Here is a 17,185-nt window from a genome sequence, read left to right on the forward strand (position 1 = left end):
TATAAACAGCAGGCAAAAAAGTGAAAAGAAGAATTTTTGAATCCTTAATCTATAGATATCAGCAGAACAAAGCCAACAAGGCTGAGCAGTCCCTGATTGATCGCTGGTACGATACGCTCGATCAGGAAAAACTTCCTGTAGAGGAGATTAATGAGGTTCGGTTGTGGAATAGGATACAAGGACGTATTGGAAGTACAGCTCCTAAAAAAACAGCAGTTCAGAAATTAAGCTACTGGGCCGGAGCAGTCGCCGCAGGTCTGATATTCTGTCTCGGGATTTTATTTTGGAATCAACAGCACGAGCTTAATTTAATCACAAAAGAAACGCATTTAAAACCGGGTTACCGGATTTTTGAAACCGGAGCCTCACAGCGTAAACGGGTACTTTTGGCCGACGGATCAATCATTGTAATGAATGCCTATTCCAAAATTAAATTGGATACGGTTTCTTATGACAGAAGGGACCGCGTTGTAGAGCTTCTTGCTGGAGAGGCGTTTTTTGAGGTTAAGAAAGATTCTGCAAAGGCTTTCATTGTGCATGCCCAACAAGTACAGACAAAGGTCTTGGGAACCTCGTTTACTGTGAAAAACTATGCGGAATTGGATGATATATCGGTATCAGTATTTACAGGTAAAGTGCAGGTCACTGCCAATAATGATCCGCTGGGTGTGCTGACCCGCGGTGAACAGATCCGTTATACAAAAAATAATCACCATAGTAATCAGGAGACTTTTGATCTGACGACACGTAATAGCTGGATTGAAGGAAGAGTTTACCTTAAGCAAAGCAGTTTTGCAGAATTGGCGCTGGCGGTCAAAAATATTTATGATGTGGATCTTAAAACGGACGACCAACGGATTGCCCAACAACGTTATAGCATGCCCATATCAAAGCAGCTGTCCTGGACGGCAACCTTGGAAAGTATCAAAGCGATTCATCACAACAAATCCAGAAAGGAGGGCGGGATAGTGCATATTTACTAATGCGGGATAAAAAAGAGCTGACGACGGCCATCGTCAACTCTGAATCATACACCATTTGGAGATGGTATAAATAACATATACAACAACTTATAGAGATATTATATACGCATACAAATTTATGAATTTTAAGCAATACGTTACGCAAAACGATATTAAGTTTATGATAAGGACATCGTTGGTAGGTTTACTTCTTTCGATCGTGTCGGCCGAAATGCTTTTTGCTTCGGGCGCATACGGCCAGTTACTCAATAAAAAGATTACAGTTTCTTTTAATGAATCCAATATTCCGGCTGCTTTCGAGCATTTGGAAACCCAAAATATACATATCGCTTTCGATGCAACGAAATATAATCTGGCAAAGAAAAAGGTCAATGCCAAAATTTTCAAAAGCAACAGTGTCAGGGATATCATGTATTATCTGCTCAAGGAAACGAACTTGATGGCGCATGACAACGGGGTCTATATTACATTGGTCGAAAAGCCGGTACAGCAGGATGGGCGTATCTCAGGTAAAGTGATTGATGATCGCGGTCAGCCGTTGGCTAATGCCAGCATCAAACTGATCGGTGCCAATAAATCAACCCAGAGCGGTATCGATGGTAGCTATCTTTTGAATGCTGAGCCGGGAACCTACATACTGGAAATCAGCTATCTCTCTTATCAGACTCAACGTATCGAGGGGGTCAAAATACAGGCTGGACAACGGACAGGCTTAAATATTGCCATGAAGGCGCAGGTAAATGCGTTGGAGACGGCTGTTGTCAGTGTATCGTTTAAAAAGGCTTCTGTAGCGGGATTGTATGCGGCACAAAAGAATGCAGCGTCGGTGACAGACGGAATATCCGCCGAACAGATTGCTCGCACACCGGACAATGATATGGGGCAGGTTTTGAAACGAGTGACGGGAGTGACGACGGTCAATAATAGAAACGTCATCGTACGGGGTATGTCAGATCGCTACAATCAGGCCATGTTGGATGGGGTCGTGATTCCAAGTACTTCGCAGAATAGACGGGATTTTTCTTTTGATATTATTCCGACAGAGATGGTGAGCTCGGTGGTGGTCAATAAAACGGCAACACCAGATGTATCCGCTGAATTCTCGGGGGGACAGGTTTCGGTGAATACATTGGATATTCCGGAGAAGGATTTTACGACAATACAATACGGAATAGGAGGAAATTCCCGTACAACAGGCAAAGACTTTTATCGTCTTGGGGAGCGGCATACGAGTGAATATTTCGGTTTTTTTGACAAATCGTCAAAAATGCCCGATGGAATAAAGACTTGGCAGTGGAACAATCGGGCAATGCAATTAGATGCGCCTCCCGGTTATATTTTGACAGATCCAGAGTTAAATAATACACCTCTAAATCCTACAGAATACGGAGAGGGCGTGAAGTACAATGATTTGGATGCTATCGCACAATCCAAGCGTTTTAATAACGATGCATTGCGGCAATATAAGTATAAAGCATACCCTAATCAGAATATGCGCTTTTCGCTAGGACGGGTTTATGAATTAAATAATGGACAGCGATTGGGGTTTGTGGCATCCGCAAATTTTAGAAACGAGCAAAACATCATTGCATTTAATAATGTGCGTAATTCCGTAAGTATTAATAATTATATTGATAGTGTAGGTCTCGGTGACAATGGAGCGGGGACATCCTATCGCTTCAATAGCAGTGGAGGATTAATGGCCAATATGGGCTGGCAAGGACAAGCTTTTAAAGTTTCCTTAAAGAATATGTATGCGCGTACATACAGTGATATTTATAATGAGTCTATTCAAAAACCCTATAATGATTCTAATCCGGAAGTAAGCAAATTGATTTATCAATTGCCTGAAGCAATGTCTTTGCAGCAACACCAGTTGGTTGGAGAGTATCAATTGCCGTGGGAAATAAAAGCTGAAGGAATGTTCACTATTAACAAAATCAAACAACAAATTTTAGATGAACGAAAACTTTCCTATAGGGTAACTACGACGATAGATAATATTCCTTATTTTCAAACCCCTGGCCTAATGACCCACAGAAGCTCATCTGTGGCTGGGGTTTTCAAAGACTCGCGGAGATGGACAAATATAGATGAGACGGATTATAATTGGAGTACGGCATTTTCGCGAAAATTCGGAATGAATACCGCCATGCCAACCTTGGTGAAATTAGGTTATCAGGCTTGGTCGAAAAAGAGAGCGCTGGATTTATTCAATTTTGTTCCTTGGACAAGATCTTGGGCGGAGGGTACCACGAATCAATTACCTCCCCAAATCGAAATCCCTTACGATGAATTATTCGATACTAATAATATAGGCAATGGAAACGGCCAGGCTTATTATTATGCAGATGCCATAGGCGGAGGACGATTTTATGATGGTAAAATGGCGTCACAAGCGGTGTATTTGATGGCAGACCAAAAGTTATGGCATAAATTGCGGTTGGTATATGGTGTCCGTGCGGAGCATTTTAATTTAAACTCCCGACAAGAGGAATTATATAAAAGAACTTATCAGGATGAGCCGGATCCCAATGACGTGCAACGGCACCGTTTTGGCGTAAAAGAAAATAATTGGCGTTTCTTACCTTCGATTAATGCTACCTACAACGTAACACCTGATTTCAATATTCGGAGTAGTTACGCGAGGACTGTAATTAGACCGGATTTTAGAGAAGTTGGCATGTTTGCCATGTATGATTATGAGTTAGACGGTTACGTTTATGGAGAGCAAGTTAAGTCCACGTTAATAGATAATGTAGATCTTCGATTTGAATGGTACCCCTCATCAGGTGAAATCATTTCTATAACAGGATACTATAAATACTTGGATAAACCCATAGAACTTGTTCATAGTGGGGGGAACAGTTATACTTTCGCCAATATGGAAAATGCGAAAAATCTTGGACTCGAAATGGAAGTCAGGAAAAATTTAACATTTCTGTCGGAAAAGGAGTGGTTTAAAAACTTATTTGTCTACGCTAATGGAACACTGCTCAAATCGAAAGTCAACGTATTAAGTCCTTGGGAATGGATCAATAATCCTGAAACTCAAGTTGCTGAGCGCGTCCAACAGCGCTATCCCAATCAAGATAGACCACTGATGGGCCAGTCACCCTGGTTATTGAATCTTGGTGTAGGATATTGGGGTGAATTTTTTGGGGTAACAGCAAGTTATAATCATCGCGGGTACCGCACAAATTTAGCTAATGTTAATATGAATAATGTCGAATATGAGTTGGCTCCAAAACAATTGGACGCACAGCTTTATACACGTTTTCTAAAGGGTAAGATGGAAGTAAAATTAAATATGGCCAACCTATTGGATGAATGGACGCGGTATTATATGAATATTCAAGATTATGATCAAGATGATACAAAATTTTATGTGTTGAAAAAAGGCAAATCTATAAAATATAATAAAGAAGAGGGAGATATTATCACCTATCGCAGAAGAGATGGTCGAAGGTTTAATCTTTCAGTTAGCTATAATTTTTAAATAAAAAATACCTGCGCGAGGCAGTTTCATATCACTCCTTAATAATGTCAATGAGTTCCGGGTTTGTCCAATAGCACAACAGGAAGATAAAATAGAAACAAAAAACGGGTGATTGAAAACAACTATGCAACCTTATGAAATGCTATCCCATAGGGTGCATAGTCTAAAAATGATCTTGTGATGGCAAAACTAGTAATTATTTAACACAAAATGAAAAAAATCTTAACAGTAGCAAGCGTGTGCGCAATCGCACTGGCTTCTTGTAACAAAGACAACGTAGGACCTAATTCAGATTTGAATGCTGGTTTGCCAAACAAACCTCAGGCAACGATTCCAACAGACGCTGCAGGTATCATTACTAAAACAACACTTTCTGCGGACACCGTATGGAAAATTGATGGTGTTGCTTTCGTAAGACCGGGTGCGACATTAACTATTGCAGCAGGTACTTACATTACTTCTGGTGTGACTAAAGCATATGTTGATGAAATCACAGGATTCACACACAATATCAAAGGTGTTTTAGTTGTGCCTAAAACAGCGAAATTAATTGCTAACGGTACTGCCGCTGCGCCGATCGTATTTACTTCTCCAAATGCTGCTAACTCTCGTAATCCTGGTGATTTCGGAGGTGTTGTATTATTGGGCAGCGCAACAACAAACCAGGCTGCAACAAAAAGAATAGAAGGAATTCCTCAACCTGTGGGTGTAGATGTTACTTATGGAGGGACAAATGCTGCAGATAATTCAGGGTCTTTAAAATACGTACGTATTGAGTTTGCCGGTTACAACTTAACTGCTGATAATGAGATTAACGGATTAACTTTAGGTGGTGTTGGTACTGGTACTACGCTAGAAAATATCCAGGTATCTTGGGGTAAAGACGATGGATTTGAGTTCTTTGGTGGTACTGTAAATGCAAAATACTTAGTAGCATTATCGAATGACGATGATGACTTTGATTTCGATCATGGATACACCGGAACAATTCAATATGCCTTATCATTAAAGGATCCTAATTCAACAAATAGCACATCAAGCGGTAGCTCGGATTCAAACGGTTTGGAGTCGGATAACGAAGGTACAGCACCATATGCAGCAACACCTAAGACTCGTCCCGTATTGAAAAATTTCACATTCTTGGGTATTAAAGATGCTAGTGTAGCTACGACTAAGCTGAAATTTGGTAACCGTTGGAGAAGAGCTTCACAGTATGATATTCAAAATTCGATTATCGCAGGTTATGCGACAGGTGCTGCATTCCAAGATGGCGCAACAGGTACATTTACGGGTAATGTTATACATGCGTATACAGCAGCTTTCAGTGGTGCAACACCAGCTGGAAATCAAACAAATGTTTCAACAGATGCTGCTGCTTATTTGAAACTAGCAGGCGGTGTTAATATTTTTTATCCGACAGCGACTTTGTTTAATCCTGCATTTCTAAGACCACTTTCTACATCACCAGCCTATGGCAATGGAACGACAACGTATAGTGGTGCATTTCATCCAACAACTGCTCCTTGGACTGCAAACTGGACTCAATTTGCTCCAAAAACTTATTAATATTGATTATTTAATTGAGTGAGCCATACAATGGCTCACTTCTTTATCCTTTATAGATGATTAAAAATTTATTTCTCTGTTTTATAGTCCTTTGGGTTGGGGCGCTATTGTCTTCCTGTCAAAAAGGTGAACCTATTGTAGAAACTGAAGAACTAGCCCGGATTGCTTTTAGATCCTATAGCACTGCGTCGGTGGATGTAAAAAGAGTAACGATAGATGGAAAAGTTGCTAATCCAAGCGATGCTAATTTTATTTTTATACGAAATAAAGATGCCGATTCTTCATTGGTCGTTGCGTATGATAGCAAGGATCAGGTTGTCCTAGAACAACGTCTCGCCCTCAAGTCAGGGTTAAATACTTTTGGTGTGCATAGCAAAAGTCCCATTGATCCTTCACTCGTTGTCGGGCCAAACCCCTTAGGAGATGATGTCGAATCGATTCCGGGTGTGAGGCAGGTAAAGATATTAAATTATAACCAGACGATTTCACCAAATGGCGAGCCGATTCGATTGGCGATTTATCAAGGTAAGCCTGTCTATGATGAAAGTTGGGGAATGGATATGGTCAAGTATGACGAAAATCCAATCCTGATTACCGACTTGATATCAGATAAAATTCCCGAAGAATTTATCAAAATACCGATTGACGCTACTTTTGTGCCAAAGGCGCAAGTATTAGATAAGGATTTAAAACCGATCCTTATAGATGGACAAAAAGTCTTTTTGTTTTTTAATTTTTCGGTAGATATCGGTATTGTATATCTCCCTCAAAAAGAATCCGATGCATATTTTGATGTTGATGCATTCTCAGAAATTGGAGGGATAGGCTATGGTTTGGATAATATCTGGCTACAGAAATAAAACTCATTACAAAACAAACACAGATACCCGTCAACACTTACATCAATGGTAAACCATTAATTCAAAAAAATAGTCATTATGAAAGGTATCAGTGATTTAAAACATCGTAAACTATTAGCGATTGCCCTGGAAATTCAGGGGGATGTAGAGCATGTTATTGATTCGGAAGTGCTTCGCAAATTGCGTGGAGAATTTACAAATCTGAATGAGCTATATATTCAATATAGGGAACTATTACAACAATTGGAAGGACTGGTGCGGGACTATGAATCTAAGGAACGGACCATTCGCGCTAAAATCTTGTCCCGCTCGCTTCGCAAATTAGCCAAAAACGGGCAAACTGGGGCTGATCTCCGTATGGTCATTACTTCATTAAATTCCTGCGCACACTGACGAAGCTATTTTTCGGACTTGTCCTGTGCGTTAACTTCAATGGGTATTGTCTGATAACTGCTGCCTATATATTTTGGCCTTAAAGTGCCCGTTTTTCCTGTTGTATTGACCGCACTTCTTGTCTTGAGATTTTCATTGCTAATTGTTTGTAATACTTGCTGTATTAAAACATCTCTAGTATCACCTATTGGAACCAAGGGCAAGAAAGCAAATTCATCCGTTATTTGCTGCGGAGTAATTCCATTGTTGTAATCTCCTTGGTCCGCTTTATTGTAGATTTTATAGATCATAGGGATCAAATGCCAGGCTCGTTCTGTACCATGAATTTCTTCGGGGGTGGATATGGTGGTCGAAGCCATATCCTTTCCGTACGTTTTGTCTCCAATTTGAATCACCTGTATATAGGGGCGCAATCCATTGATTAACATTTCGGATGCAGATGCCGTATTTGGTCCCGTGAGCATATAGATCCTTTTTAAATGTAAACCTTGTTTTAGAACATCTTTTGCTGAAAATGAATAGCCATCGGGCTGTCCTTGCAACGCAGCTGCAAAGCTGTCTGCTCTATTTTTGAGGTTTTTGTTGCCTTGGTATTTGGCAAAAATGTCGTTTTCCTTGATGTCTGCCAATAAGAGTGCGCAAAACGCGGCAAAAGCGACTTGGCCACCTGGATTGTAACGTAAATCGACAACAAGTTCCTGTACCTGTTGGGACTTGAAATTTTGAACTGCTTCTAATAAGGGATAAGCGCCGCTAAAATCAAATTGACTTAAGAACATATAGCCTACTGCCGGTGAGGAGGAGATGAGTCTTGCCGTATAGAGGACGGGCTGCGAAATATAGGAAGAGGGGAGGTTAAATATTTTGCCATCGTTTCGCGTTAATTGCATTGCCGGTAAAAGCAAGGATTTGCTTAGTAGGGATTTCAAGTTGCTGTGATCAATGGGCTCGTTGTTGATGTGGGTGATGTTGTCTCCTCGTTTGAGTCCCATTAAATCCCCTTCGCTGAAGGGAACAACTTGGGTGACTAACTGAATGGTCCGGCTTGTGCCCTGTAGTTGTACCAAATCAAATCCAAACGTGTTCGTCAATGTATTGCCGTAGGTGTCACTGTTAAGTGTCTGCAATATGCTCGAGTAATGGTCGCTTTGAAATAGAATGCTTTTGAAAAATAGAGCTGGTGCTTGTTGATAATCGTTTGGTTGTTTGAGTTTATCACTCCAATAATAATACTGTTGCATCTGCTTCAATGTCCATTGATTGATCGCCTCATTCGACCCTGGTTCATTCAGTGCAGGATCCTTTTCACAGGCGGAAAAAATCAATGAAACAAGGGTCAAAACGAGAGCTTGTGGTTTACGCATTTTTTTAGATCTTAGCTTAATAAAAATACGGATAATGTAAGTTATATCGGTGTTATCTTTTTGTTGATCAAATGTTTATTTATTTTAAACACAAAGATTACTGCACAAATTAGTCTGCTATATTTATAAAAAAAGGCATCACTATCAGGTGATGCCTTTCGACTGTATAAATCGGAAAAAATCGATTAATAAAGCGTAAACTCTACGCGACGGTTTTGTTGACGACCATCAGCATTCTTATTGGATGCAATGGGTTGGTCAGGACCGTAACCTGTTGCTTCAATACGTGAAGCGTTTGCGCCCTGAGATACCAAGTAAGCTTTCACTGATTCAGCACGCTCTTTGGATAAACGCATATTCAATTCGCGTGAACCTGTATTGTCCGTATGACCAGCCAACTTCAAACTAAAGTTTTTCTCGATCAACAATACAGCAACTTTGTTCAATGTTGCGTAAGACGTAGAGCGGATCGTAGATTTGCTTAAATCGAACTCTAAGTTTTTGATCGCGTCAGCAACAACTTTTCGGTCTGCTTCCGTAACAACAACTTTCTCAACAACTTTAGTTTCGTTTTTCACTACAATCGGACAACCCGCACCATCTACCTGTACACCAGAAGGTGTACCTGGACATTTGTCATATTTATTTGCTACACCATCACCATCATCATCTTTCAGATCACTGTTCAAACCATCCAATTGACTTTGTAAGGCTTGATTTTTTGCGTTTAATGCATCATTTTGAGCTTTTAAGTCATCGTATTTTACAGTATAATCATTCACTAAGGTCGCCACCGGGTTTGAGTTGCTCAATGCTGGTTTGCTACCGTTACCCAAAGCAAACTCTAGACCTGCGTGGGCATAGGTGAACAAATCATTTTTATATTGCTCATTTGGACCAACTTTATTGTCAAAACGTTGGTTCGCCCAATTCAATTGGTAACCTAATTCGAAGTTGATGCCTTTGGCAACGGCAAATTTGAAACCGAAGTCTGCCGGTACGAAGATCTTAGAATAGGAATCACCATATTCACCTCTATTTCCGCCAGCGATTGCAGCTGTCTCCGCATTCATTACCCCAACACCAATGGATGCGTAAGGTTTAATGAAACTGTTGAAAAACCGCCAATTTGTGTTGGCTGCAATAAACTCACCAGATAAGGCAACTGACCAAGGTGTCTTTGTTTCAAACCCTGCCTGTTTGTCACTGTTCTCATAGCCTGAGGTCTTTCCGCCGAAGTAAGTTGCCTTGATTCCGAATGAAGGTGAAATTTGTTTTTTGATATAGGCACTATAACCCAGGTTCCAGTCCAATTTGTCATAGCCGCCATTATTAAACTTAGCAATGTTCTGCAAGCTGGTAACACCGGCGCCTACACCGACGGACCAAGTCCTGTATTGTGTTGCCGGACCAAATGGAGTAGTGCCTTCAATTGATGATTGGTTTGTGCTTTGCGCAAAGGATGCGGTCGAGATGATTCCTGCCGCCATTAGTAACCCTGATTTTTTAAGGCTAATTTTCATAATGTGTTCTTGTAAAATTTTCTACTATAAAATTGTTGTTAAATTAACTCATTGACTACTCTTGCAATAAATTTGCCAAAAATTATTTGGTCAATCCACTCGACCGAAAAAGTTTGGCACCTCAATTTCGAAAGCCATGTGCTTAACAATGTTCTCCGTAAAAATGTTTTGGAAAAAAGTTTTCCTACTTTTTGTAATCAAAATCACATCAATATCTTCATCCCTGATAATCGTATGTATTCCATTGGCGATGTTCTCTCTTGAACCTGCAAAATAGCTTGGTGCTTTGACAATATAAGATATATCCTCTATGCCTGTTTCGGAAATAATTTGCGCAATCCATTTTTCGAGTTTTGGTCCTAATACGTTGATTTCTAGTTCGCTTTTGTTTATATGGATAAGTTGTAAATGGAAGTTTTTCCCAAACAAAGGAATCGCTTGTTTGAGAACTTCAAGTTCACCCGGTTTAAAATTTGTCAGCAAGCCAATGTTATCTTTTTTTAATTTTACGGCATTTTTTGGGATGGCCAGCACCGGAATTTTAGACTCTTTTATGACGTCGTAAGTATTGCTTCCGATCAGTACGGATTCAAGTCCGGTGACCCCCTTTGTTCCCATAATCACAGTTCGGTAACTCTCTTTTATCTCTTGTTTTTCCAAAGATTCTGCCAAAATTCCGTTCGTAAACAAGGTAGAAATTTTTATCGAAGGATATTTTTGTAGCAGTTCGGCGACAAGTTCCTCCATCTTACGACGAGCCTCCTCTTCGGTAGGGTCTACTAAATGCTTCGCATTTGCAAACTTATTGATATGTGAAGTGAAGGAGTGAAAAAGAGTAATTTCTTCATTAGTTTCCTGAGCGATCTGGGCTGCATAGGCCGCTGCGATTTGTGCATTTTCAGAAAAATCTACTGGTATTAACAATTTAGACATAGTGATATACTTAATTATGCTTTGGTAAAAAATATTGGAACTAAAGGATGGCTAAATAATGCTTTCGCCACTGATCTGGTAAAAACACGTTCAAAAAAGGATTTTCGCGAACGTGTTACCAATAATATCTTGATTTTTTCCGAATGGATCATCTCGTTGATGACTTCGGGCACAGTATCCAAATCTTCAATATCGCCCTGTATAGAGTCGATTTCGATGGCGATATTGGTGACACCGATGTGTTTTTTGATTTTATATTTCCACACCTCCAATTTATCTTCTATACGGTTTTCTGAGGAATGGTCATAATGGACATGCATCAGCTTCAACTCAAAATCCTTACCCATGATATTGACAAAGTCTTGGACTGTCTGCACTTCTTCTTCCTTAAAATTGGATAGCAAACCCACTTTATCAATTGATTCAAATGAAGCCTCTGTTGGAATTGCCAAAACTGGGATTTTTGCTTTTTTGCTAATGACGTAGGTAGTACTACCAATAAGCTGGCTATCATCATTTGTAATACCTTTTGTTCCCATGATCACAAAATCAAAGCGGTCAGGTAGTGCAATCTCAGGCAATGTTTCAGTGATCATGCCACGCTCGCATTGGGTGGTTACTTCGAGAGTAGCATTACTCAATTTTATTTGCTCAGCAAGATCCTTTATTAGTAGATCAGCTTTAAATATAGGACTTCGTTTGCCAATGGGACCTGTTTCCTCCTCAAATACTGCAGAAGCTGAAGTGTAGTTGTGGTAAAGGTGGATGCTGTAGCCTTTTTTTGTGGCGAGATCCACAGCGTATTTTACCGCATTGTTTGAATGAGCCGAAAAATCTACCGGTAGTAGAATGCTTTTTTTCATTGGAAGGAATTTTATCTAACTATCTTGTCTTAATTTCTTTTCAATACGGAGAGCTATTTCAAAAAGTATCCTTGTTGAGATTCTCCATCCCTATCAAATGTAATAAAACAAATGCAATTGTGAATGACTATAGTCAAAATGTTTTTATTGTTTAACGTATTAGTTTTAATCCTAATGGCACAAAATTGAATAATATTTAATGCTTTTAAAATGTTGCATTTAATGCATGTTTGTGATTACTGTCATCTTTAAAATAAGATTATTCTGTATCTCTGAATTTTAAGTGTTGATTTTTTTGTTTGAAAAGTCAGCGCAATAAGGGCTGAAGCTCAATTAACATCGCTGACTCTAGGATATTTATCTCACATTGCACATTGCAGAACAGGCCAAATTTGAGTAAGTTTGCACATATTTTTAGATAATTAAATGACAAGTAGAGAAATTCGTCAGGCCTTTTTAGACTTTTTTAAAAGCAAAGGGCATCAGATAGTACCTTCAGCACCAGTAGTTGTAAAAAATGATCCGACATTGATGTTTACCAATGCAGGGATGAATCAGTTTAAGGATTTATTCTTGGGCGAAGCACCAATCAAATTTCCGCGTGTAGCCGATACGCAGCGTTGCTTGCGTGTTTCAGGTAAGCATAACGATCTAGAGGAAGTTGGTATTGATACTTACCACCACACTTTATTTGAAATGCTGGGAAACTGGAGCTTTGGAGATTACTTCAAGAAGGACGCTATTGCCTGGGCCTGGGAGCTATTGACCGAAGTCTATAAACTCGATAAAGACCGTTTATATGTAACCATTTTTGAAGGCGACGCAAGTGAAGGTCTGGAAAGAGATATGGAGGCATTTGATTTCTGGAAACAGTGGATTGCCGAAGACTGTATTTTACTAGGTAACAAAAAGGATAATTTCTGGGAAATGGGAGAGACTGGGCCTTGCGGGCCTTGTTCTGAAATCCATTTTGATATGCGTAGTCCGGAGGAGCGTACTCAAGTTGCGGGACAAAGTTTGGTCAATGCAGATCACCCACAAGTGATTGAAATCTGGAATCTGGTCTTTATGCAATTCAATCGCCTGAAAGATGGATCACTTCAAGCTTTACCGGCAAAACATGTGGATACAGGGATGGGCTTTGAGCGTTTGGTCAGATGTATCCAAGGTAAAACGTCAAACTATGATACGGATGTCTTTACACCAACTATTGATTTTATTGCAGATAAATCAGGGATAAAATATGGCGTGGACGAAAAGAGTGATATTGCAATGCGCGTGGTCTCTGATCATATTCGTGCAGTTAGTTTTGCGATAGCCGATGGACAATTGCCATCCAACAATAAAGCTGGTTATGTCATTCGTCGTATTTTACGCCGCGCTGTACGTTATGCTTATACGTTTTTAGGATTTAAAACGCCATTTATTAATGAGCTTGTTCCGGTACTAGCAGTACAATTCAGTGGTGTATTTGACGAATTGATCCAACAGCAGGATTTTGTACAGAAAGTAATTTTGGAAGAAGAAGTTTCTTTTTTAAGAACCTTGTCCACAGGTGTACAGCGATTTGAAAATTATGTGGAAGATCATGAAGTTATCAATGGTGATTTTGCATTTGAATTATACGATACGTATGGCTTTCCAATTGATTTAACTGAATTACTAGCGCGTGAGAAAGGCATGTCCGTCGATATGGACGGTTTTAAGCAGGCGCTTCAAATTCAAAAGGACCGTTCCCGGGCGGCGACAGCAATCGATACCGGTGACTGGGTTGTTGTTAATGATGATGACGGCTTCGAATTTGTCGGTTACGATACATTGACAGCAAAAACAGAAGTCGTGAAATACCGTAAAGTTGTCGCAAAAAATAAGGAGCAATACCAATTGGTACTTTCTGTGAGTCCATTTTATGCTGAAGGAGGGGGACAGGTCGGTGACTCCGGTGAATTGATTTCGGAGGAAACAGGCGAAAAGATCTATATTACGGATACAAAAAAGGAAAATGGAATTTTCGTCCATTTTACCAATAAATTGCCATTGGACCTGAATGGAACTTTTATTGCAGAGGTTGACAAGGCCAAACGATTGGATACGGAGAATAATCACTCTGCAACCCACTTGTTGCATGCGGCACTAAAACAGGTATTGGGTACACACGTCAATCAAAAAGGTTCATTGGTGAATGCTGATATTTTACGTTTCGATATTTCTCATTTCGCAAAGATGAGTGAAGATGAGATCAAACAGGTCGAAGATATCGTGAATGCTAAAATCCGTGAAAATATCCCATTAAAAGAAGAACGGAATATACCTTATCAGCAGGCTTTGGATTCAGGTGTCACGGCTTTGTTTGGCGAAAAATACGGTGATTTTGTTCGTGTGATTACTTTTGAAGACCAATTCTCCAAAGAATTATGTGGGGGTACGCATGTGAAAGCAACAGGTCAGATTGGATTCTTTAAGATTGTTTCGGAGTCTGCTGTGGCTGCTGGAGTACGTCGTATTGAAGCGATTACAGGTTCGCGTTCTGCAGCGGTAATCCGTGAGCATTTTGAATTGGTGCAGCATTTGAAAGAACTCATGAATAATCCAAAGGACTTTGTATCAGCTTTGGGTAAAATCATCGATGAAAATGGAGCCTTGAAAAAAGAAATAGAGAAAAGCATTACCGAAAAATCTTTGGCGTTGAAATCAGATCTGGAGGCGAAAATCGAACAGGTTGGTGATATCAACTTTTTATCGACGCTGGTTGATCTGCCCAATGCAGAAGCGGTTAAGACCTTAGCCTACGCGGTAAAGGGAGCTGTCAATAATTTGTTCTTGGTTATTGGAGCAGAATTCGATGGGAAGCCAAGTTTAACTGTCGTTATTTCAGATGATTTAGCAAGGGAAAAAGGTTTAAATGCAAGCAATATCGTTCGTGATCTTGCAAAAGATATCCAAGGTGGCGGCGGTGGGCAACCTTTCTTTGCGACTGCAGGCGGTAAGAATTCTGCGGGACTAAAGACAGCCATTGAACGTGCAAGGGAATTTTTAAGTTAAATTTACGGTGAGGATCGGACAATTAGGATACTTGAGGAATATCGTTCAGGCGCAATGAATGTTTCGTCTTTAGTTGTCCGATTAAATTATCCTGGCTATTCAAATCATAAATAGGTTTAATAACTGGGATAATTTCATCCATTTACAATGAAATCGGGGGCACTATCAACCATTAATTGTTGAATATTTAGTGTTCATAAAAATTAGATACAATGAAGAAGGTGATTTTTTTAGCAATGGGCGTGGTTGGATTGATGTTTAGTTGCCAGAATAAAGAGCAATTTACTATTGAAGGTAATGTAGAAAACCCGGGGAACATAAAAGTTGTCTCTTTATACGAAGGTGATACTAAGCTGGATTCAATGTATTTTGGTGATAATAATAAATTTCAGTTTGTGCGCCAGGCGAGCCAATCGAGGCTGTTGTCCTTACGTGTTGGTAAAAACCGTTATGACCTGATTGCTTCCCCTGGTGAAACAATTTCTTTTAAAGCGGATTTGCATAAAGATGTCAACGACTATCTGGTCGAAGGATCTGAACTTTCAAAAACTATACAACCTTTCGCTAAAGAAAGAAATCACCGCGATTATATACAGGATTCCCTACAGGGTGTTTTCTCTAAATTAACGGCGAATTCTACTGCAGATGAAATAGAAAAACTTCGCGCTGAATATAAGGGCAAATTCGCAAGTGAACTTCGCGCTTATACCAGCAAAGCAGTCGATTTTTCCAATAAGCACAATGATTTGGCTGGCTTTTATGCGATCTCAACATTAGATCCAGAAGTAGCTGAAGCTGAAATTATTGCTTATGCAGACAAAATCAAAGACGAATTTAACGAAAACAGATATGTAACTCAGTTTAAAGAAGAAACTCAGAAGCTGAAGAAAATGGCTATTGGTCAGCCGGCGCCGGAACTCACATCTTTTACACCTTCGAATAAGGAAGTAAAGCTGTCCAGTTTCAAAGGGAAATATACTCTAGTGGACTTTTGGGCTTCTTGGTGTATGCCCTGCCGTCAGGAAAACCCGAACCTCGTCAAGTTGTATAATGCTTATCATTCCAAAGGTTTCGATATTCTGTCTGTTTCATTTGACGATAACCCTGGTTCGTGGATGCGGGCTATTGCAGACGATAAACTTACGTGGACTCATGTGTCTGATTTGAAAGCCTGGACTTCACCGGTTGTAATTGATTATCGGGTGAAGGCATTACCTACATCTTATATCCTCGATCCAAACGGTATTATCGTTGCGAAGAACCTCCGTGGCGGGGAGCTAGCGGATTTTTTGAGGAAAACAATTAAGTAATCAATGTGTTATTGTTAATTGAAATATTACTTAATAATTTGGTAACATTAGATTAACCACTTGTTATCATTTTGTTCATATTTTAGCAAAAAAATAAGACAAATGAGTTCTTCGAAACAAAAGATTTTAATTGTTGATGACGAAAAGGATATCTTGGATTTAATTGCATTCAACTTAAATCGTGAAGGTTATCAGGTCTCTACAGCGCAAAATGGGGAAGAGGCAATACAAGTTGCCAAACAAGTAAACCCTGACCTGATCATCTTGGATGTGATGATGCCTAAGATGGACGGTATTGAAGCTTGTCGCATCATGCGCGCGATGCCTGAATTCAAAAGTACCTTTATGGTGTTTTTGACAGCCAGAAGTGAAGAATATTCGGAAATTGCCGGATTTCATGTTGGAGCAGATGATTATATCGCCAAGCCAATCAAGCCACGTGCTTTGATGAGCCGGATTAATGCAATATTGAGAAGAAACGTGTCGGATGAGTCTGATTCTTCAGCACAGGATAAAATCGAGATAGCTGATCTGGTTATCGATAGAGATTCTTTCTTAGTCTACAGGGACGAGAAAAAAATTGTCCTTGCCAAAAAAGAGTTTGAATTATTATATTTACTGGCCTCCAAACCAAATAAAGTTTTCACGAGAGAACAAATCCTAAAAAGTATTTGGGAAGATTCAGTCGTTGTAACCAACCGTACGATCGATGTGCATATTCGTAAGCTCCGCGAAAAAATAGGCGACGATTATGTGACCACTGTAAAAGGAGTAGGGTACAAATTTGATAAAGAATAAAACAAGAGGCTTAGGCCTCTTGTTTGTTTCCAGCGAAGATTTTCGCGCTTC

Annotated in this window: 12 protein-coding genes; 8 read left to right on the plus strand and 4 right to left on the minus strand. The window is 39.8% G+C overall.

The annotated features are described in order from the left end of the window. The first annotated feature begins 20 nt into the window (after positions 1-20). The 5 genes from HPC41_RS25440 to HPC41_RS19100 all read left to right on the plus strand — a co-directional run bounded on the left by HPC41_RS25440 (position 21) and on the right by HPC41_RS19100 (position 7,301). Positions 21-983: a FecR family protein gene (locus tag HPC41_RS25440; RefSeq protein ID WP_172395604.1), complete on the plus strand. Its 963-nt coding sequence runs from the start codon at positions 21-23 to the stop codon at positions 981-983. Positions 984-1,143: 160 nt separating this feature from the next. Then, positions 1,144-4,482: a TonB-dependent receptor gene (locus HPC41_RS19085; protein WP_246250888.1), complete on the plus strand. Its 3,339-nt coding sequence runs from the start codon at positions 1,144-1,146 to the stop codon at positions 4,480-4,482. A gap of 210 nt (positions 4,483-4,692) precedes the next feature. After that, on the plus strand, positions 4,693-6,048 hold the full coding sequence (locus HPC41_RS19090; RefSeq protein WP_172395606.1) for a hypothetical protein: 1,356 nt from the start codon (positions 4,693-4,695) through the stop codon (positions 6,046-6,048). Positions 6,049-6,104: 56 nt separating this feature from the next. Continuing rightward, positions 6,105-6,908, plus strand: coding sequence for a hypothetical protein (locus tag HPC41_RS19095; protein ID WP_172395607.1), 804 nt, complete (start codon positions 6,105-6,107; stop codon positions 6,906-6,908). A gap of 78 nt (positions 6,909-6,986) precedes the next feature. Next, entirely contained in the window at positions 6,987-7,301 is a 315-nt protein-coding gene (locus tag HPC41_RS19100; RefSeq protein ID WP_172395608.1) for a hypothetical protein, read from the plus strand. 5 nt (positions 7,302-7,306) lie between these two features. On the opposite strand, the gene HPC41_RS19105 is transcribed toward HPC41_RS19100, so the two are convergent. The 4 genes from HPC41_RS19105 to HPC41_RS19120 all read right to left on the minus strand — a co-directional run bounded on the left by HPC41_RS19105 (position 7,307) and on the right by HPC41_RS19120 (position 11,984). After that, the gene (locus HPC41_RS19105) at positions 7,307-8,665 is read right to left on the minus strand and encodes a S41 family peptidase (RefSeq protein ID WP_172395609.1); all 1,359 of its coding nucleotides are present in this window, start codon (positions 8,663-8,665) and stop codon (positions 7,307-7,309) included. 185 nt (positions 8,666-8,850) lie between these two features. Continuing rightward, positions 8,851-10,188, minus strand: coding sequence for an OmpA family protein (locus HPC41_RS19110; RefSeq protein WP_172395610.1), 1,338 nt, complete (start codon positions 10,186-10,188; stop codon positions 8,851-8,853). A 90-nt stretch (positions 10,189-10,278) separates the two neighbouring features. After that, positions 10,279-11,121 (minus strand): universal stress protein, encoded by an 843-nt coding sequence (locus tag HPC41_RS19115; RefSeq protein WP_172395611.1) that lies wholly within the window; start codon positions 11,119-11,121, stop codon positions 10,279-10,281. 14 nt (positions 11,122-11,135) lie between these two features. Beyond that, positions 11,136-11,984: a universal stress protein gene (locus HPC41_RS19120; RefSeq protein ID WP_172395612.1), complete on the minus strand. Its 849-nt coding sequence runs from the start codon at positions 11,982-11,984 to the stop codon at positions 11,136-11,138. Positions 11,985-12,410: 426 nt separating this feature from the next. On the opposite strand from HPC41_RS19120, the gene alaS reads away from it, so the two are divergent. The 3 genes from alaS (at position 12,411) to HPC41_RS19135 (ending at position 17,134) form a co-directional block, all read left to right on the plus strand. Continuing rightward, positions 12,411-15,026: an alanine--tRNA ligase gene (alaS, locus tag HPC41_RS19125; protein WP_172395613.1), complete on the plus strand. Its 2,616-nt coding sequence runs from the start codon at positions 12,411-12,413 to the stop codon at positions 15,024-15,026. 212 nt (positions 15,027-15,238) lie between these two features. Then, positions 15,239-16,336: a TlpA disulfide reductase family protein gene (locus HPC41_RS19130; protein WP_172395614.1), complete on the plus strand. Its 1,098-nt coding sequence runs from the start codon at positions 15,239-15,241 to the stop codon at positions 16,334-16,336. A 102-nt stretch (positions 16,337-16,438) separates the two neighbouring features. Further along, positions 16,439-17,134: a response regulator transcription factor gene (locus tag HPC41_RS19135; protein WP_172395615.1), complete on the plus strand. Its 696-nt coding sequence runs from the start codon at positions 16,439-16,441 to the stop codon at positions 17,132-17,134. Positions 17,135-17,185 lie beyond the last annotated feature (51 nt).

This window comes from Sphingobacterium prati (assembly GCF_013167215.1).
GTDB lineage: Bacteria > Bacteroidota > Bacteroidia > Sphingobacteriales > Sphingobacteriaceae > Sphingobacterium > Sphingobacterium prati.